The organism is Rhodanobacter spathiphylli B39, from assembly GCF_000264295.1.
GTDB classification, from domain to species: Bacteria; Pseudomonadota; Gammaproteobacteria; order Xanthomonadales; family Rhodanobacteraceae; genus Rhodanobacter; species Rhodanobacter spathiphylli.
In genome coordinates this window covers 60,747-78,422 of record NZ_AJXT01000005.1, presented here as the reverse complement: position 1 = coordinate 78,422, position 17,676 = coordinate 60,747, and the positions used below count along the sequence as shown (strand labels likewise).

The 17,676-nt window shown below is 67.4% G+C and carries 18 protein-coding genes; 7 read left to right on the top strand and 11 right to left on the bottom strand.

The window, feature by feature from the left end; genetic code table 11:
* Positions 1-38 precede the first annotated feature (38 nt).
* The 3 genes from tsaB to UU7_RS04270 all read right to left on the bottom strand — a co-directional run bounded on the left by tsaB (position 39) and on the right by UU7_RS04270 (position 3,865).
* Positions 39-731, bottom strand: a complete 693-nt coding sequence (tsaB, locus tag UU7_RS04280) for a tRNA (adenosine(37)-N6)-threonylcarbamoyltransferase complex dimerization subunit type 1 TsaB (protein ID WP_007805687.1) — start codon at positions 729-731, stop codon at positions 39-41.
* Positions 728-2,074, bottom strand: a complete 1,347-nt coding sequence (gene creD, locus UU7_RS04275; RefSeq protein WP_007805685.1) for a cell envelope integrity protein CreD — start codon at positions 2,072-2,074, stop codon at positions 728-730. The genes tsaB and creD overlap by 4 nt, the downstream gene beginning before the upstream one ends.
* 162 nt (positions 2,075-2,236) lie before the next feature.
* The gene (locus UU7_RS04270) at positions 2,237-3,865 is read right to left on the bottom strand and encodes an ABC-F family ATP-binding cassette domain-containing protein (protein ID WP_007805684.1); all 1,629 of its coding nucleotides are present in this window, start codon (positions 3,863-3,865) and stop codon (positions 2,237-2,239) included.
* Between the two features lie 286 nt (positions 3,866-4,151).
* Here UU7_RS04270 and lepB point away from each other — a divergent pair, with 286 nt between their 5' ends.
* Positions 4,152-4,826 carry a signal peptidase I gene (gene lepB / locus UU7_RS04265; protein WP_007805683.1) on the top strand — a complete coding sequence of 225 codons (675 nt, stop codon included), beginning with the start codon at positions 4,152-4,154 and terminating at the stop codon, positions 4,824-4,826.
* A 21-nt stretch (positions 4,827-4,847) separates the two neighbouring features.
* On the opposite strand, the gene UU7_RS04260 is transcribed toward lepB, so the two are convergent.
* From UU7_RS04260 to UU7_RS04250, 3 genes are read right to left on the bottom strand one after another with little or no spacing between them, the layout of a single operon-like run.
* The gene (locus UU7_RS04260) at positions 4,848-5,552 is read right to left on the bottom strand and encodes an alpha/beta hydrolase (RefSeq protein WP_007805682.1); all 705 of its coding nucleotides are present in this window, start codon (positions 5,550-5,552) and stop codon (positions 4,848-4,850) included.
* Positions 5,549-6,361 carry a dioxygenase family protein gene (locus UU7_RS04255; RefSeq protein ID WP_007805681.1) on the bottom strand — a complete coding sequence of 271 codons (813 nt, stop codon included), beginning with the start codon at positions 6,359-6,361 and terminating at the stop codon, positions 5,549-5,551. The genes UU7_RS04260 and UU7_RS04255 overlap by 4 nt, the downstream gene beginning before the upstream one ends.
* Positions 6,362-6,421: 60 nt before the next feature.
* On the bottom strand, positions 6,422-6,811 hold the full coding sequence (locus UU7_RS04250; protein WP_007805680.1) for a DoxX family protein: 390 nt from the start codon (positions 6,809-6,811) through the stop codon (positions 6,422-6,424).
* Between the two features lie 127 nt (positions 6,812-6,938).
* Between UU7_RS04250 and UU7_RS04245 the strand changes: the two genes are divergently transcribed.
* The 4 genes from UU7_RS04245 to UU7_RS17590 all read left to right on the top strand — a co-directional run bounded on the left by UU7_RS04245 (position 6,939) and on the right by UU7_RS17590 (position 10,154).
* Entirely contained in the window at positions 6,939-7,847 is a 909-nt protein-coding gene (locus tag UU7_RS04245) for a LysR family transcriptional regulator (protein ID WP_007805679.1), read from the top strand.
* Positions 7,848-8,141: 294 nt separating this feature from the next.
* A complete protein-coding gene (locus tag UU7_RS04240; protein WP_202946787.1) occupies positions 8,142-8,657 on the top strand; it encodes a DUF6795 domain-containing protein in 516 nt (171 codons plus the stop codon).
* Positions 8,658-8,695: 38 nt separating this feature from the next.
* Entirely contained in the window at positions 8,696-9,847 is a 1,152-nt protein-coding gene (locus tag UU7_RS17595) for a lipase family protein (protein ID WP_162098634.1), read from the top strand.
* Between the two features lie 31 nt (positions 9,848-9,878).
* On the top strand, positions 9,879-10,154 hold the full coding sequence (locus UU7_RS17590) for a LysR substrate-binding domain-containing protein (protein ID WP_083845930.1): 276 nt from the start codon (positions 9,879-9,881) through the stop codon (positions 10,152-10,154).
* A gap of 135 nt (positions 10,155-10,289) precedes the next feature.
* On the opposite strand, the gene UU7_RS04230 is transcribed toward UU7_RS17590, so the two are convergent.
* Positions 10,290-11,033 (bottom strand): SDR family oxidoreductase, encoded by a 744-nt coding sequence (locus UU7_RS04230; RefSeq protein WP_007805674.1) that lies wholly within the window; start codon positions 11,031-11,033, stop codon positions 10,290-10,292.
* 96 nt (positions 11,034-11,129) lie between these two features.
* Here UU7_RS04230 and UU7_RS04225 point away from each other — a divergent pair, with 96 nt between their 5' ends.
* Together UU7_RS04225 and UU7_RS04220 are read left to right on the top strand one after the other, a co-directional pair.
* The gene (locus UU7_RS04225; RefSeq protein WP_007805672.1) at positions 11,130-12,029 is read left to right on the top strand and encodes an AraC family transcriptional regulator; all 900 of its coding nucleotides are present in this window, start codon (positions 11,130-11,132) and stop codon (positions 12,027-12,029) included.
* Positions 12,030-12,218: 189 nt separating this feature from the next.
* Positions 12,219-13,463, top strand: coding sequence for an MFS transporter (locus UU7_RS04220; RefSeq protein WP_007805670.1), 1,245 nt, complete (start codon positions 12,219-12,221; stop codon positions 13,461-13,463).
* Positions 13,464-13,547: 84 nt separating this feature from the next.
* On the opposite strand, the gene UU7_RS04215 is transcribed toward UU7_RS04220, so the two are convergent.
* The 4 genes from UU7_RS04215 to yoaA all read right to left on the bottom strand — a co-directional run bounded on the left by UU7_RS04215 (position 13,548) and on the right by yoaA (position 17,625).
* Complete coding sequence (locus tag UU7_RS04215) at positions 13,548-14,705, bottom strand: alpha/beta hydrolase family protein (RefSeq protein ID WP_007805669.1); 1,158 nt, start codon at positions 14,703-14,705, stop codon at positions 13,548-13,550.
* A gap of 49 nt (positions 14,706-14,754) precedes the next feature.
* Entirely contained in the window at positions 14,755-15,192 is a 438-nt protein-coding gene (locus UU7_RS04210) for a nuclear transport factor 2 family protein (protein ID WP_007805668.1), read from the bottom strand.
* A gap of 32 nt (positions 15,193-15,224) precedes the next feature.
* Positions 15,225-15,593, bottom strand: coding sequence for a VOC family protein (locus tag UU7_RS04205; RefSeq protein ID WP_007805667.1), 369 nt, complete (start codon positions 15,591-15,593; stop codon positions 15,225-15,227).
* Positions 15,594-15,657: 64 nt separating this feature from the next.
* On the bottom strand, positions 15,658-17,625 hold the full coding sequence (yoaA, locus tag UU7_RS04200; RefSeq protein WP_007805666.1) for a DNA repair helicase YoaA: 1,968 nt from the start codon (positions 17,623-17,625) through the stop codon (positions 15,658-15,660).
* Positions 17,626-17,676: the final 51 nt, after the last annotated feature.

Here is a 17,676-nt window from a genome sequence, read left to right as displayed (position 1 = left end):
TCCCCGCCCTCGTCACCGGTCGGCATGAGTCTCGACGTTTACGCCTTGCCCTGCTCCACCAGCGTCAACGCCACCTTGTCGCGCAGATACACCGGCAAGGCCAGCTCGGGCGCTTGCGCATGGCCAGCCGCGAACTCGCGCATGGCCAGTTCGGCGACGTGCGCAGCTTGCGGGTAGCAATGGCCATCGGCCGAATGCAGGGTGCCAGTGAGGCGCTGGCTCAGCACGGTGGCGTAGGTGGCCCAGCCGCTGCCGACTACCTGCCAGGCGCCCGCTTCAGGCAACACCAGGGTCTCGGCGGTGCAGATGCGCTCGTCATCCAGCGCGACCAGGCCGCCGTTGTCTTCGCGGCGGTAGCAGGCGGCGTAGATTTCGCCCATGCGCGCGTCGATCACCGCGAGGATGGCGGTGCCTTCCTCCTCCGGCGCCTCCAGCGCCAGCGCGGCGAGCGAAGAGACGGTGATCACCGGCAGGTCCAGCGCCAGTGCCATGCCCTGCGCCAGCGACACGCCCAGGCGCACGCCGGTGAACGCGCCGGGGCCGCGGCCCACGGCGATCGCGTCGAGCGCGTGGCGGCCGATGCCGGCTTCGGCCAGCAGCTCGTCGGCCATCGGCAACACCAGTTCGGTGTGCCGGCGCGGTGCGATTTCACTGCGGGCGATCAGCTCGTCGCCGTGGATCAGGGCGACGGAGCAGGCTTCGGTGGCGGTTTCGATCGCGAGCAGATTCATGATTGTCCCATGATAGCCGCTGGCGGCTCGGTCGAGGTCGGTACGTACGCATACCAGTCGATGCGGCGGGTCAGGTACATCATCAGCGCGACCATCGCCAGCAGCACCAGGGCGCCGATCAGCAGCGCGTACTGCTCGGCCGCGATCAGCCCGTACAGCATCGCGTAGATCAGCCCCAGCACGCCGCCCAGCAGCAGGCCGGCGCGCCGTGCATGCAGCACCGCCATCGCATAGCCACCGACCAGCACGACCACCGCGGCCGCCGCCAGTGCGTAGGCCAGACCGAAACCGATCTGCTCGGACAACGCCAGCAACACCACGTAGAACGTGGCCAGCGCCGCGCCGACCAGCAGGTATTGCACCGGGTGCACGCGCAGCCGCTTGAGCACCTCGAACAGGAAGAACGCCACGAAGGTCATCGCGATGAACAGCAGGCCGTACTTCCCCGCGCGCACGTTGCGCTGGTACACGTCGACCGGCTGGTACAGCTGCACGCCGAAGGTCGACGCCTGCAGCGCGGCTGTCATGGCGTCGCCGTCCGTCCAGTGCTGGCCGTAGCTGCGATTGAGGTCCAGCAGGTGCCAGTGGGCGCTGAAGCCGCTGGCATCGATCGCGTGTTCCAGCGGCAGCGCGGCGCCGATGAAGCTGGGGTCGCTCCACGGCGCGCGCATGGTCACGTCGGTGACGCGCGCCAGCGGCAGCATCTGCAGCGCCTCGGTGCCGGCCAGCTTCAGGCTGATCTGCACGTCGATCGGCTGGTCGCCCAGCACGTCGAGGTCGATCGGCACCACCACGTTCGGCCATCCCCCAAGGCGATCGGCCGATGATTCGAAACGGGTCGGCTGACCGTTGACCCGCAGGTCGGAAATTTCCTGCAGGCCGCGCAAGTCACCGATCGGCAGTCGCAGTTCGGCCTTGCCGCCCTGCCACGGCGCGTCGCTGGCATGGCGATACTCGGCGATGTCCTGCGCCCGGAATTGCGCGCCGAGCTTCACCGTGGCGACGAATACCGGGGCGGTGTAGATGCCATAACTGCGCGTGGTCACCGCCATCGCCACGTCCAGCTTCAGCGCGTCGGCCAGCATGCTTGCGCTGCCCGCCTGCCAGCGCGGCGTCGCCTGACCTTCCGCCGCCACCTGGCGCAAGGTGGGCACCACCAGCACCGGCCCGCCCAACACCTGCTTGCCGCCCCAGCCTTGCGCGATCTGGCTGATCGCATCGGTGCGCAATTGCTGCCGCTCGCCCACCAGCCCGCGTACCTGCATCAGCGGTATCGTCATCAACAACGCCAGCACCCCGACCCCGAGCACCTTGGCGGTCACCGTCTGTGTCCAAGCAATCATGCGTCCACACTCCCCGGATGGAGCGCGCATCAGAGCAGACGCAACGGCCCGCAACGCGTCGCAAGCAGGCCGTTCGGGGGCACGGGCATGGCATCCACGAGGCGGTGAGGGAGCGATCGCGGATCTAGTCGCGGATTTACCGGCGGGCAGGCTGGCGGGGTGTCACCGCCGAAGGTCTTCCACCCATCGACCATCCACGAGTTCGACCCACCGGGTAATGCCGATCCCGGCCAGGAAGGCCGGATCGTGGCTGACCACGACCAGGGCACCTTCGTACGCGCGCAACGCCTGCGCCAGCAGGTCGACGCCGGGAAGATCGAGGTTGTTGGTCGGCTCGTCCAGCAACAGCAGCTGCGGTGCCGGCGTGGCGTGCAGCACGCAGGCCAGCACCGCACGCAGGCGCTCGCCGCCGGACAACGCGCTGGCGGCCAGGTCCATCCGGTTGCCCTGGAACTGCAGCCGTGCCAGCAGGTTTGCGCGTTGCTGTGCGGGCATGCCCGGGGCGGCGAGCGCAAGGTTCTCGCTGACCGTACGGTCCGGATCGAGCAGCTCCAGCCGCTGCGACAGGTAGGCGACCCGACCCGGGCCATGCCGCACGTCGCCACGGCCCGGCCTGCACTCGCCGGCGATCACCCGCAGCAGGGTGGTCTTGCCCACGCCGTTGGCGCCGCACAACGCGATGCGTTGCGGACCGTGGATGGTGAAGCTCAGGCCGTGCCTGCCGAAAAGATCGCGACCGCCCTGCACCACCTGCAGGCCCTCGGCCGAAAACAGCAACCGGTCGGCGGCCACCCGCGTGGCCGGCAATGAAAAATCCGGCACCGCCGCATCGTTCAATGCGTGCCTTGCGTCCTGCAGGCGCGAGCCCGCCTGTTCCATCCGCGCGGCATGGGTCGCGTCGACCCTGGCTGCGGAAGCCTGCGCCGCGCTGCGGCGATTGCCGGCCACGATCCGTGGCAACCCGGCGTCGGCCAGGTGGCGCGAGGCATTGCCCGATCGCCGCGCGGCGCGTTCGCGTGCCTGCTGCATGTCGCGCTGCTCCCGCTTCCATTCGCTGCGCAGGTTGCGCACCTGCTGTTCGACGGCGCGCTGTTCGGTTTCCAGCGTTTCGCGATAGAACGCGAAGCCACCGCCGTACAGGCGCAATGCGGACGGCGTCAGTTCGGCGATCTGATCCATCCGCTCAAGCAATTCCCGATCATGGCTGGCGACCAGCAGACAGCCCTTCCACTCCTGCAGCACGGCATACAGCCGCAGGCGCGAAGCGCGGTCGAGATTGTTGGTCGGCTCGTCCAGCAGCAGGACGTCCGGGCGTCGCATCAGTTGCGCCGCCAGGCCCAGCGACATCGCCTCGCCGCCACTGAAGGTGTCAAGCCGGCGCTCCAGCGCAACGTCAACCAGACCCAATCGCGCCAGTGCCGCCACGCTGCGCTCGCGCACCTGCCAGTCGCCATCGACTGCATCGAAGTGCACGGGATCGACCTGGCCGGCGGCGATCGCATCCAGCGCCTGCAACCTGGCCGCGATGCCCAGCACTTCGGCCACCGTGGCCTGGCCATCCAGCGACACGCTTTGCGGCAGATACCCGACGACACCGTCGATCGCCACCTGACCGGACCGCGGCGACAACTCGCCCGCCAGCAGCTTCAGCAGGCTGCTCTTGCCTGCACCGTTGGGCGCGACCAGGCCGGTGCGAACCGGCCCCAGCGCGAACGAAAGACCGTCCAGCACCGGCGTGCCGTCAGGCCATGAAAAAACGAGATTGACGACGCGAATGCGTGCATCCGACATGGGATTCTCCACGACAGCACACGGGCAGCTGCTGCCCGCGGCGATGAACCAGGAGGATGGCCGACGCGACGCGCCTGACTGGCGGCGCCCGGAATCCAGGATGGGTCTATGGATGAATCATGTCGCTCACATGCTGCCGTGCTCTCCGTCGTGCGCGTGCATTCTATGACCTTCGGCACCGGCCTGCCCGATCCTGAAACTTCACCACCGGGCCGCGGTCAGGCACCATGAGGTGCCGGCGCGGTCGGCGCATCGCACTGCCCATATGACAAGACCGGAGATCCGCATGCACAGGCTCGTCCGCTTTCTGACCCGTAACCGGGGCTTCATCACCTTCATGCTGTGCATGGTGGTTTTCCGCAGCGCGGTGGCCGACTGGAACGTGGTGCCGACCGGCTCGATGCAGCCGACCATCCGCATCGGCGACCGCATCCTGGTCGACAAGCTGGCCTACGACGTGCGCCTGCCGCTGACCCATGTCTCGCTGCACCACCTGGCCGATCCGCAACGCGGCGACATCGTGGTGCTGGATTCGCCGGCCGCGCACGAGCGCCTGGTGAAACGGGTGGTCGGCCTGCCCGGCGACGAGGTGGCGATGCGCGCCAACGTGCTCTTCATCAACGGCCGCGCGGCCAGCTACGCGGCCAGCGGCTATCAGGGCATCCACGACGACCTCAGCGATCCCGCGCATTACGAAACCGAACGCTATGGCGCGCTGCGCCACGCGATCCGCCTGTCCAACCGTCACCCCAGTCCGCTCAGCAACTTCGGCCCGGCCAGGGTGCCGCCCGGCCAGTACCTGCTGCTCGGCGACGACCGCGACAACAGCATGGACTCGCGCTACTTCGGCTTCTTCGCCCGCGGCGAGATCGTCGGCCGCGCGCACCACGTCCTGGTCTCGCTGGACCCGCAACAGCATTACCTGCCGCGCGGGGATCGCTTCGGCGCCGCGCTGCACTGACCCTGGCCGTACGGCCAGGGATTAATTCGCCGGATCGAATCGGCTTCCGCGCTGCTCGTCCCGGGCCAGCCAGGCCAGGAAGTCGGCGCGCATCGACGCATCCAGTTCGTGGCCGGTCGGATGGAGCTTCGTCTCGTGGGCGACGCCGAGGCGGGTCAACCAGTCATCGCTGCGCTGCGCCCAGCTCACCGGAAGTTTGTCGTCGTGCGTGCCATGCGCGATGTAGCCACGCAAGGCGAACAGACGGTCCGCGCTCGCCAGCAGCGGCTCGAGCTCCGGCAGGATGCGCCCGGCCAGCACGGCGAATGCAGCGACGCGTTCGGGTGCGGTCAAAGCCACGCTGGCGCTGAGGATGCCGCCCTGGCTGAAGCCGGCCACGACGGTGTGCGCCGCGTCGATGCCGTGGGCCTGCTGCAGTTGTCCGATGAAGTCGATCAGGATGCGACGGCTGGCATCGGCTTCGCTGGCCACGATCTGCGGACCGTTGCTGCTGAAGGCCACGCGGAACCAGCCGAACGCCATCGGGCCCAGCGTGATCGGCCCGCGCGGCAACACCACCAGCGTGTGGCTGTCGACCTCGGCGCCGAGCGCGGCGAGGTTGCTCTCGTTGCCACCCACGCCGTGCAGCAGCACCAGCAGCGACGTCGGCTGTGCCGGCGGCGGCTGCAAGGTGCGGAAGGCCAGCGCAAAGGCCGGATCGTTCGACAACGGCGACAAGGTCTTCATGCTGCTTTCCCGAGCGCGGACTGCACGGCATCGGGCAAACCGAACGCGAACGAATCCATCGACAGCACGCCGTAGGTCATGCCGCCCTCGACCAGCTGTGCCGTGTCCGTCGCGGAGCTTGCGCCCACGGCGACCAGCAGCGGCAGGTAGTGCTCCTCGGTCGGGTGCGCGCGTTCACCGTGCGGCGCACGACGCCGGTAGTCGAGCAGCGCCTCGACATCGCGCGCGGCTATCGCGTCGCGAACCCAGTCGACGAATTGCCGGGCGTACTCCGGATCGCGGATGTGCTGGCGGAATTCGTACAGGTTGTGGGTGAGGCTGCCGGAGCCGACCACCAGCACGCCGCGCTCGCGCAGCGGCGCGAGCGCCTGGCCCAGTCGCAGGGCACCGGCCGCATCGATGCTCTGCGGCAGCGACACCTGGAACACCGGCACGTCGGCGTCGGGGAACAGATAGCGCATCGGCACCCACGCGCCGTGGTCGAGGCCGCGGCGTTCGTCGACGGTCACTTCAAAACCCGCCGACGCAAGCAGGCGTGCCGCATCCTGCGCCAGCGCGGGCGCGCCCGGCGCGGGGTATTGCAACTGGTACAGCGGCTCGGGGAAGCCGCCGAAGTCGTGGATCGTTTCCGGCGCGGCGCTGCTGCCGATGCGCACGCCCCGCGTCTGCCAGTGCGGCGACACCACCAGCACGGCGGTGATGCCGCTCAGCGCCTGGCCGATGGCGCGCAGGTTCGGGCCCAGCAGGCCCGGTTCCAGCGCGAACATCGGCGAACCGTGGGAGATGAACAGCGAAGGGGCGGTGATCATGGTGTTTTCTCCATGGGCAACGGACGCGAAGCGCCCGTTGCGTGAACTGCAGGATGGAACTCAGGCGTCGCGGCGCTTGCTCCACAGATGGTCGAGGCTGAGCGCGCCGGCGCCGTGCGCGGCGACCATCAGGAAGCCGCCGGCCATCGCCACGTTCTTCCAGAAGTTGATCGCCTGGGCGGCATCATCGAAGTGGGCGTGGAACACCACGGCGCTGACCAGCGAGAACGCGGCCATCGCCAGCGCGATCCAGCGGGTGAATGCGCCAGTGAGGATGGCCAGGCCGCCACCGAGTTCCAGCGCGATCACCAGCGGCAGCAGCGCGCCCGGCAACCCTGCGGATTCCATGTACTGCTGGGTGCCGGCGTAGGCGGCGATCTTGCCCCAGCCGGAGATGATGAAGATCAGCGAAAGGCCGATGCGGCCAAACAGCGCAAGCGAGGCGTTCATGACAAGTCCTTTGGTGATGGGGTGATGGAGCGAGTTGATGGAAGACACTCTATTCGCCAAAGGAATACCGATAAACTGGATCTGGATTGACTTACTGTTCCGCAAATCGAGACAAAGGGACCGTGCCGTGGACAAATTCCAGGAAATGGCCAGCTTCGTGGCGGTGGTCGAAGCCGGCAGCTTCGTCGGCGCCGCCGAGGCCACCGACCTGTCCAAGGCGGCGGTGTCGCGCCATGTCGGCGAACTCGAGCAACGTCTTGGGGCGCGCCTGCTGCACCGGACCACGCGACGACTGTCGCTGACCGACGATGGCCAGCTGTTCTTCGCCCGGGCGAAAGAGCTGCTGGCCGCGGCCGACGAGGCGGAATCGGAAATCAGCTCGCGCAGCGGCGAGCCCAGCGGAAGGCTGCGCATCAATGCGCCGCTCACCTTCGGCGTGCTGCACCTGGCCCCGCTATGGGGACGCTTCGCGCAGCGGTATCCAAAAGTGTCGCTGGACATCGAACTGAGCGATCGCGTCGTCGACCTCGTCGAGGAGGGCTACGACCTCGCCGTGCGCATCACCAACCTGCCCAGCTCGCAGCTGGTCAGCCGGCGACTCGCCACCACCCGCATGATCGCCTGCGCATCGCCGGCCTACCTGGCGCAGCACGGCACGCCCACACACCCCGCCGAACTGGCCCAGCACGAGGTCATCTCCTACAGCTACTTCGCCGCCCGCGACGAATGGATCTTCACCGCGCCCGACGACAGCCCCGTCGTGGTGCGCACCCACGCCCGCATCCACGCCAACAACGGCGACACCTGCCGTGCCGCCGCGCTCGATCACCAGGGCATCATCCTGCAACCGGACTTCATCATCGCCGACGACCTGCGCCGCGGCGACCTGGTCGAACTGCTGCCGACCTACAGCACGATGACGCTCGGCATCCACGCGGTGTATCCGTCGCGCAAGCACCTGCCGATCAAGACGCGCAGGCTGGTGGATTTTCTGGTGGAGGCGTTTGCGGTGCCGGGGTGGGATGTGGCGCGGTGATCAGTGGCGACCTGAGGCGGGATCTTGCCAGTCGGGCGAGTGTCGATTTCGCCCAGAAGTGGACACTCCAACATGCAGTCTCATCGGGTTTCGTCCTGCTCAACTTCCCTCGCCCCGGTTTTCGTGTGGACCCTATCTCGCGATAACGTCCATTGTTCGCAGCGGCCGGCAGGGCATCAGCTATATCGTTTGCAGGAAGTGAACCCGACTTGCATTTCTCAGTCTCCCCGAGATTGCACGGCGCTTGTGCGGCAGGCAAGATCAACCGCATCCGCAGCTATCGGGGACGCCTACGTGCCATTGCCAAACGCTACGGTCGGCGCACGCGAGGCGAGAAAGTGCAGGAAGCGGAGCATTCTGCATCGCCTGCTGGTTGCGGCCGCTTTGCTGCTGGTTATTTCCGGGGGAAGTGCAATGGGTCTGTTTACTTCGCTGGTGTTGTTTTCGCCCGTGTCTGGTGTAGTGCTGAAGGATGGCGCGCCAGTGGAGGAGGCGGAGATTCGGCAGGAATTGAGGTTGTTTGACGAGAAGTTGCCCGTGCAACGAGCATTGAGCGATTCATCGGGCCGGTTTCATTTTGCGATAGTCGAACGACGAGCGGGCCTTAGCAGAATCGTGCCGCATGAACCGGTGATCACGCAGACGATCATCATCACGTACGCCGGTAAAGAGTACGAGGCATGGATCCATACGAAGAACAGCTATGAGCTCAACTCCGAGCTGGACGGCCACCCACTTCGTCTGCAGTGCGAACTTTCTCGCGAGCCGGACTTTGAAGGAAAGCATTACGGAATCTGCAAGGCTGTTTGACGCCAGCAAGACAACACCACGCAATGGGAGCCAGGCTCATGGAACTTTCACCTGCCGATTCAGCCGAAATCGCCAGTAGCGCTTACACACTCCGCGACTCCACGGACATGCGTCGCATGGCAGCTGCCGCGCCATTGACCCGTCACGCCTTTCGGTTGCTCGACGCCACAAGGTTGACAGGAACCACGGGCCTGGGTGCGCCGTTGAATAAAACCACCGGGTTCGGTTACGTCGCATGGGGCGAGGGTGCCAGGCAAGGCGAATGCCTCGTGTCGATTCGAGGAACATTTATGCTGAGTGCCTGCGACTGGATGACCAATGCGCGGCTGGGCGGCGTGAATGGGCCGAGCGGGTTCTGCGTTCACTCAGGATTTTGGGCGGCCGCGCAAATCATCCTTCCGCAGGTAAGGTCGGCATTGCGTGGTCGCAATGTATCGACCATCCATCTTGTGGGCCACAGTCTCGGTGGCGCGATCGCGACGCTGCTGGCGGATAGTCTCGGCGATACCGGCTGCCGACTGATCTTGTACACCTTCGGCGCACCTCGCGCCGGGGTAGGACAGCACGCTGAATATCTGACCAACAAGCTTGGTACCAACAACATCTTTCGCGTATATCACGACACGGACCTGGTGCCGATGGTGCCTGTCTATCCGTATTGCCATGCACCTTATGGATCCCGTGCTTATGCCATGAAGGGGCCCGGCAAGGTGATCAGCGCCGCCGCACATTCGATGACCACATACTCGCACTCGGTAGGGTCGCTCGGATGGATCGGGTTACCTATCCGGGAGGCGTCGCTGGGCAGCCTCGAAGCTGCTCAAGTCTGGCTTGCTGCTGCCGCGGATGTCAGTGGGCCGAGTATCATGTTGTCGGCCACGGCATTGAGAATGATCCTGTCCTCGCTGGACTGGATATTGAAGCAGATAGGTCACGGCGTAGGCCTCGCACTGCTGGGCGGTGCGACGATCGTCGATCGCCTGGCACATCTGCTCTACAGTGGCGCCCTGCAGTCGATCAAGCTTGCCGGGATGATTCGACAATTGATGTCTGCAGCGATGCGTTTCATGGGCCGCACCATCACCGCCACGATGAATATCACCGTTGCGTTCGTGCAGTACGTATTTGACCTGCTCTTTCGGGTCATTTCCAGGCTGGCCTTGCGCGCCGCTGAATTGATGGTTCGTTGATGGCGAAAACCTCCGGGGCAGACAACTCGCGATAACCCGCACCCACGCCCGCATCCACGCCAACAACGGCGACACCTGCCGTGCCGCCGCGCTGGACCACCAGGGCATCATCCTGCAACCGGACTTCATCATCGCCGACGACCTGCGCCGCGGCGACCTGGTTGAACTGCTGCCGACCTACAGCACGATGACGCTCGGCATCCACGCGGTGTATCCGTCGCGCAAGCACCTGCCGATCAAGACGCGCAGGCTGGTGGATTTTCTGGTGGATGCGTTTGCGGTGCCGGGGTGGGATGTGGCGCGGTGATCGCCGCCCCGAGTGATCCATCGCCTTCGGCGATCGAATCACCTTGCCTGCAGGAGCGCGCTTGCGCGCGATGTTCGGCGCGGAGCTGACGGCATTCAACGCCGTGTCACCCGCACCCGCCATGCGAGGCCCTGATCAGGGCACCCCGGCCACCGCCACCGCGTCCGCACCCGCGGGAATGCGAAGCGGGCACGCGGGATCGTTCACCGCACGCCACACCGCTTCGGCCACGTCGCGTGACAGCGTGATCTCGGACGACTGCCGCGACTCCGCAAGAACCCGCTGCGCAAAGCTGTCGTAGGCCTCGGGAAAGCCGTCCTGCATCAGGGGCCGTGCGTTCTCGCCAAAGGCCGTGTCCGGAGCCCGCCCCGGCAGCACGAGGTTCACCTGCACATGAAACGGCTGCAGTTCCAGCGCCAGCGATTCGGTGAATGCATTGATGGCCGCCTTGCTGGCGGTGTAGACGGAAAGCAGCGGCAGCGGTTTCAGCGTCACACTGGAGGTGATGTTCACGATGCGCCCCGCCCGCCGCTCACGAAACCGGGGCAGCACCGCGCGGGTCATCGCGATCGTGCCCAGCGTGTTCGTTTCGAAGACCGTGCGCGCGATGTCCATGGTGGTGCCCTCCAGTGCGTTCAACACGCCGATCCCCGCGTTGTTCACCAGCACGTCAATCGGCCCCGCCGCGTCCACTGCTGCAGCAATGCTTTGCGGATCGGTCACGTCGAGGGGGAGCACGCGCAGGCGTGCGGAGCGGGGCAGCAGGTCCTCGCGCGGCGTGCGCATGGTGGCGATGACATTCCAGTCGCGGTCTAGGAAATGGCGGGCAATCTCGAGGCCGAAGCCGGACGAGCAGCCGGTGATCAGGATGGTTTTCATGATGACTCCGTAATGGTGGGCGGAGTCGAAACGATAGGCGGGTTGGTCAGGACTTGCTATGATAGAAAGTCCATTATTCTTTTGCAGGAGTCCTTCATGATCGACCCGCTTGCGGAGATTGTCACGCTGCTGCAGCCAGCCGCCCGCTTCTCCAAGGTCGTGGTGGGCGCCGGTCGCTGGCGTGTCCGTCGCGAGGAAGTCGGGCAGCCGTTCTACTGCGTGGTCATTGACGGATCGTGCCGCCTGAAGGTCGACGACGACGCGCCGATCATGCTTCATGCGGGCGATTTCGTGCTGATCCCGGCGGCGCAGAACTTCACCATGACCAGCCAGGAAGCGCTGACCCCGGAAGACGTCGACTCACCGCCGATGCCAATGCCTGATGGCGAGTTCCGGCTCGGCCACCCTGCCGGTCCGCCCGATGTCCGATTGCTGGTGGGCCACTGCAGCTTCGCTTCACCGGATGCGGCCTTGCTGGTTTCGCTGCTGCCGCGGCTGGTGCACGTGCGCGACGACAAGAGGCTGGCTGCCGTGGTGCAGCTTGTCGCCGACGAATCCCGCGCCCGTCGCCCCGCACGCGATGTCATCCTCTCCCGCCTGCTGGAAGTGCTGTTTATCGAAGCGCTTCGATCCGGCGCGGGGACGGCTGCGTCACCCGGTCTCCTGCACGGCCTCGCCGACACCCGTCTCGCCGAGGCGATACGGCAAATGCACGAAAATCCCGCTCGGCCATGGACGGTCGCGCAACTGGCGAAAGCGGCGGCACTGTCCCGCTCGGCATTCTTCGAACGTTTCAGCCGCGCCGTCGGCATCGCCCCGATGGCCTATCTGCTCGCCTGGCGCATGGCGCTGGCCAAGCAATTGCTGCGGCGCCGGGAAGGCGCACTGACCGAAGTAGCCGAACGCGTCGGCTACAGTTCGGCCAGCACCTTCAGCGTCGCCTTCGCCCGCCACGTCGGGCAGTCGCCGATGCGGTATGCGCGGGCGCAAGGATAGAAGGCTGAGCAGGAGCATCACGCAAGTGTGCTGCCGCAAGTAGCCGCAGCAGCGGCCGCGCTCCAGGCATCGGCATGGATGCCCGAGTTGAGGCAAGCGCGGTTACGATCTCGGCGGTTACGATCTCGCCTGCACCCTGCCCGCCACCAGGCGGTCCGAGCCACCCGCGACATTCCGATAGGCACCACGATGAGCCAGTCCCTGGAAGCAACCCGCAGCGCCACGGTGAAAGCGCCTTCCGTGCTGCGCCGGATTCCGCCCGGCATCTGGGCGCTGGGCATGGTCTCGATGCTGATGGACACCTCCTCGGAGATGATCCACGCGCTGCTGCCGGTGTACCTGGTCGGCACGCTCGGTGCCTCGGCGCTGGCGGTCGGCGTGATCGAGGGCATCGCCGAATCCACCGCGGCGATCACCAAGGTGTTCTCCGGCGCACTGTCGGACTGGCTGGGACGGCGCAAGTTGCTGGTGGCGCTCGGCTACGGCCTGGCCGCTTTCACCAAGCCGGTCTTTCCGCTGGCAAGCACGCTCGGCTGGGTGGTCGCGGCGCGTTTCGTGGACCGCGTCGGCAAGGGCATCCGCGGCGCACCGCGCGACGCGCTGATCGCCGACCTGGCACCGGCCGAATTGCGCGGCGCCTCGTTCGGCCTGCGCCAGTCGCTGGACACCACCGGCGCGTTCCTCGGCCCGGTGCTGGCGATCGCCCTGATGTGGCTGACCGCCGACGACATCCCGCGGGTGTTCTGGTTCGCGGTGGTGCCAGGCCTTGCAGCGTTCGCGCTGGTGCTGTTCGGCGTGCACGATGCGCCGCGCGACCGGAACAGCAGGCGGGCGCGTTCGCCGTTGTCGCGCGCCGAGTTGGCGCGCCTGCCGCCGCTGTACTGGGGCGTGGTGGTGATCGCCGCGGTATTTACCCTGGCCCGTTTCAGCGAGGCGTTCCTGGTGCTGCGTGCGCAGGAGCTGGGCCTGGGGCTGGTGCTGATTCCGCTGGTGCTGGTGGTGCTGAACGTGGTGTATGCACTGTCGTCCTACCCGGTCGGCGTGCTGGCCGATCGCTTCGACCACGGCAGCCTGCTCGCGCTGGGCGTGCTGGTGCTGGTGCTGTCGGATCTGGCCTTGGCCTTCGTCGGCGGACTGGCTGGACTGGCGCTGGGCGTGGCGTTGTGGGGACTGCACATGGGCATGACCCAGGGCCTGCTGGCCGCGATGGTCGCCGACGCGGCACCGACCGACCTGCGCGGCACGGCGTACGGCATGTTCAACCTGGTCAGCGGACTGGCCCTGCTGGTGGCCAGCGTGGTGGCCGGCGGGCTGTGGGATGCGTTCGGTTCGCGCGCCACCTTCCTCGCCGGCGCCGGCTTCGCGATCGTGTCGTTGCTCGCGCTGGTGCCGGTGGCGCGACGGGTGCGCAGGAGCCGGCCGGCACCGCACTGAAGGGAGCGGCGTGGCGTTCGACGGCGCCGCTGCCCGGGATAGCCGTGGAGCCCACGACGGGAGGAAGTCAGCGCGAGGTCGTCTTCACCCCGTGGGCCCGCCGCTGGCCTCGCGGGTCAGGGTCTGGAATGCCTGCATGATCTGCTCCGGCGCAAAGCCGCAATGGCCTTCGCCGACTGACGGCAGCAGGGTCGGCGCGCGGCCGTGGGCGGACTGCACCATGGCCGGATACACCGGCTGGTAGCGCACGGGGATGAGGAAGTCATCGTGGTTGTACTGCAGCACCAGCGGCTTGTGGATCTTGCCGCTGAGCGAGGTGGCCACGGCCAGGTAGCGCATGGCCTGCGGGTCGCCGGCGTAGCGGCGCACGCCGCGATTGAAGGCCGCATCGTCACCGAAGCCGGCGTACACCGTGGCGCGATTGTCGACCGGCATGCCTTTGGCGCGTTGCTGCATCTGGTGCAACACCAGGTAATGCACGCCGATGGCACCGGCCAGGCGTTCGCGCGATACGTGCAGGTGCGTGGCGAGCAGCTGCGCGGCGTGTTTGTCGGTCTGCAACGCCGCATCCACTGCATGCATCACTTCCATCTGGCCCAGCGCGGGCGCGGCGGGATCGGCGAGGCCACCCGGCGGCAAGCCGGGCGTGCGGGGAAAGAAGTAGTCGAACGCGACGACGGAGGTCAGGATGTCGTCGAACACGCGTGTGCCGGGCACGTTGGCACCGCACAGCGACAGCCCGCCGTCGTAATGCCGGCCGTGATGCTCCAGGCTGGCCAGTACGACGTAGCCGCCCATCGAAAAACCCACGACGTAGGTATGCCGGGGCTGGCCGTGCCGCCGTACGAACCAGGCGCGCAGGCGCTCGTTGTCGCGCAGCGCGTCATCCACCGCCCAGCCCTGCGAGGCATAGCTGCTCTGCGCCAGCGCGTAGCCGGCCGCCAGAAACGGCGACGCCTCCTCGCCGGGTGGCCTGGGCGCGGGGCGCGGCGTTCCGATCGGCTCGAAACCGTGCAGCTGCATGACCAGGTCGCCATTCCAGTGCGCGGGGATGTCCACCCGGTACGGCGCGCCCTTCAGCACGCCGGTGTCCACCGTGGCGGTGGAGGTCGCCTTGTTCTCGGGATCGGCATCGTGCGCGGCTGCCGTCCCCGCACTCAGGGCGAGAAACGCCAGGAACAGCCATGCACCACGGGGCTTGCGGATCATCGACAGCAACTCCTTCGCCTGGACAGGAAGCATGGGGCGCGACTACCGGTTTCGCGTTCGCCAACAGCTGAGGGTGGTCGCCTCAGGACGCGGCCACCAGCGTTCCCTGATGGAACAGGATCACCCAGTCATCTGCCCGGCGTCGCCAGATCGTGCTGCGACGGCTCACGCGTTCGCCCTGCTCCAGGGTGTAGGTGAGCAGGTAGGTGTCGGGGCCGAGCTCGCGGCAGTGGAAGTCGCGGGTTGTCCAGCCGTGTTCGGCAGGATCGGGGGCGCGGTGTTCGAGGACATCGAGGACATGGGCGCGGCTGTAGCGCAGGCCGGAGGCACCGACTTCCCAGAAATCCGCCTCGACCATGCGTTCGAAGTCGGCGCGGCGGCTGCCGAATCCCGGCCGGTGGAAGATCGGCTCGCGCCGACGCAGGGCTTCCAGCACGGGCAGCAGTTCGGGGGCCGTGACCAGGTCGGGTTCCGCCGGATGGCCGTTCCGCTCGCGGTCGCGGTGCGATGTCGGGCTCATGGCCTGGTTGCGCTGCGACAGGAAACGAACGCTTACCGGGGCGGCTGCCACAGCTCGACGCGCGCGCCTTCGGGGTCGGTGATCCAGCCGAAGCGACCGAACTCGCTCTCCTCGACGCGCTCGTCCACCGCGACACCGGCGGCACGCAGTTGCGCCAGCAGCGCGTCGAGGTCGTCGACGCGGAAGTTGATCATGCACGCTTGCGGGCCGGGGCCGAAGTACTCGGTATCGGCCGCGAACGGCGACCACAGCGTGTAGCCCGGACGCTGCTCGTCTTCGACGAAGCGCGCGCCACCCCATGCTTCGGCATCGAGGCCGAGATGCTTCGCGTACCACGCGGTGAGCGCCGCGGGATCGCGCGACTTGAAGAAGATGCCGCCGAGTCCGATGACCTTGGCCATGTTGCGATGTTCTCCCGATCGGGTTGTGGGCGGGCTCAGGGTAATCCCCTTCGACCTCGCTGCGCTACGCCCGGGAGGAATCCTTCGCGGTCACCTGCGGCTCGTCGCTGAAGAACGCCTGCACGTCCGCCAGCTCGCGGGTGCGCGGCATCGGCGGCACGCTGGCGAGGAACAGCTTGCCGTAGCCCTTGCCGGTGAGGCGCGGGTCGCACAGCACCAGCACGCCGCGGTCGTGCACGCTGCGGATCAGGCGGCCGGCACCCTGCTTCAGCGCGATCACCGCGCTGGGCACCTGCCAGCCCATGAACGGGTTGATGCCGGATTGTTCGAGCGCGGCAAGGCGCGCCATCAGCACCGGATCGTCGGGCGCAGCGAACGGCAGCTTGTCGATCACCACCACGCTGAGCGCCTCGCCGACCACGTCGACGCCTTCCCAGAAACTGGCCGCGCCCAGCAGCACGCCGTGGCCGCTGGCGCGGAATTCCTCCAGCAAGCGCGGGCGCGGCGCGGTGCCCTGCACGAACAGCGGCCACGGCACCTTGTCCTGCAACAGTTCGGCGGCACGACGCAGCGCCCGGTGCGAGGTGAACAGCAGGAAGGCGCGGCCATTCGATGCGTGCAGCACCGGCAGCACGGCGTCGATCACCTGCTCGGTGTAGTCGCGCGCGTTGGGATCGGGCAAGCCCGACGGCAGGTAGCACAAGGCCTGCTGCGCATAGTCGAACGGGCTTTCCAGGCTCAGCGTCTGCGGCTCGTCCAGGCCGAGCTGGCGCGCGAAATGATCGAAGTTGCCGGCCACCGACAGGGTCGCCGAGGTGTGTATCCACGCCGCCTGGGTCCGCTCGCGCAGGCCGCGCATCGGCGCGGCCAGGTCCAGCGGCGTGGCGTACAAGGCAAAGCCGCGGGGAAAGGTTTCGTACCAGCGCACGTCCTGGTCGCCGTGCGTCTCGACGATGCGCTCCAGCCGCTCGCTGAACAGCGCGGCGCGTTCGTGCAGGTTGGCGAAGCCGCGCGAGCGCTCGGCCTGCGAGGCGAGCAGCTCGGCCAGCGTGGCCAGCAGTTCGCCCAGCTCGTGCAGCGCGGTGCGCACATCGGCGCGATCCTCCAGCAGCGCGAAGGCGCCGCGCGTGGGCAGCGGGTCCATCGCCAGGCGCAGTTTGCGCAGCGCGTCCTGCAGCGCCTCGACCGGTTCCAGCAGCAGGCCGATCGCGCCGGTGACGCCGCTGCATTCGGTCAGCGCGTCCTGCGCCATGTCGGTGAGCTGGCGCGCGCTGAGGCTTTGCGAGAAGAACTGGCCAGCCAGTTCGGGAATCTGGTGCGCCTCGTCGAGGATGAAGGCCGCCGCGCCGGGCAGGATCTCGCCGAAGCCCTCCTGCTTCAGCGCGAGGTCGGCAAACAGCAGGTGATGGTTGACCACCACCACGTCCGCCTCCATCGCCTCGCGGCGCGCCTTGAACACGTGGCAGTCCTCGTGGAACGGACACTCCACGCCGAGGCAGTTCTCCGCGGTCGAGGTCACCCGCGGCCACAGCGGCGATTCCTCCGGCACCTCGGCCAGTTCCATGCGGTCGCCGCGGCGGGTGCGCGCGGACCAGGCACGGATCGTGGCGAGCTGGGCGGCCTGGGCGCGTTCGAAGGTGGCGCCTTCGCGCACGGTCTGGTCCAGCCGGTACAGGCACAGGTAATTCGCGCGGCCCTTCAGCAAGGCCGTCTTCAGCCGTGCGTCCAGCACCGAGCGCACCTTCGGCAGGTCGCGGAAATACAGCTGGTCCTGCAGCGCCTTGGTGCCGGTGGAGATGATCACCCGCTCGCCCGACAGCAGCGCCGGCACCAGGTAGGCGTAGGTCTTGCCGGTGCCGGTGCCGGCCTCGGCGACCAGCGTGTCGCGGCCCGCGATCGCCTGCTGCACGGCGCGCGCCATCACCTGCTGGGCCAGTCGCGGCGCGAAGTTCGGCAGCTCGCGGGCGAACGGGCCGTCGGCACCGAGCAGGGCGTCGAGGTCGTCGGACCCGGTGTCGTCGAGGGCAGTCATCCGGCAAGTATGGCGGAGCGGCGACGCGCCACAAAACCCGGGGCGGAACCT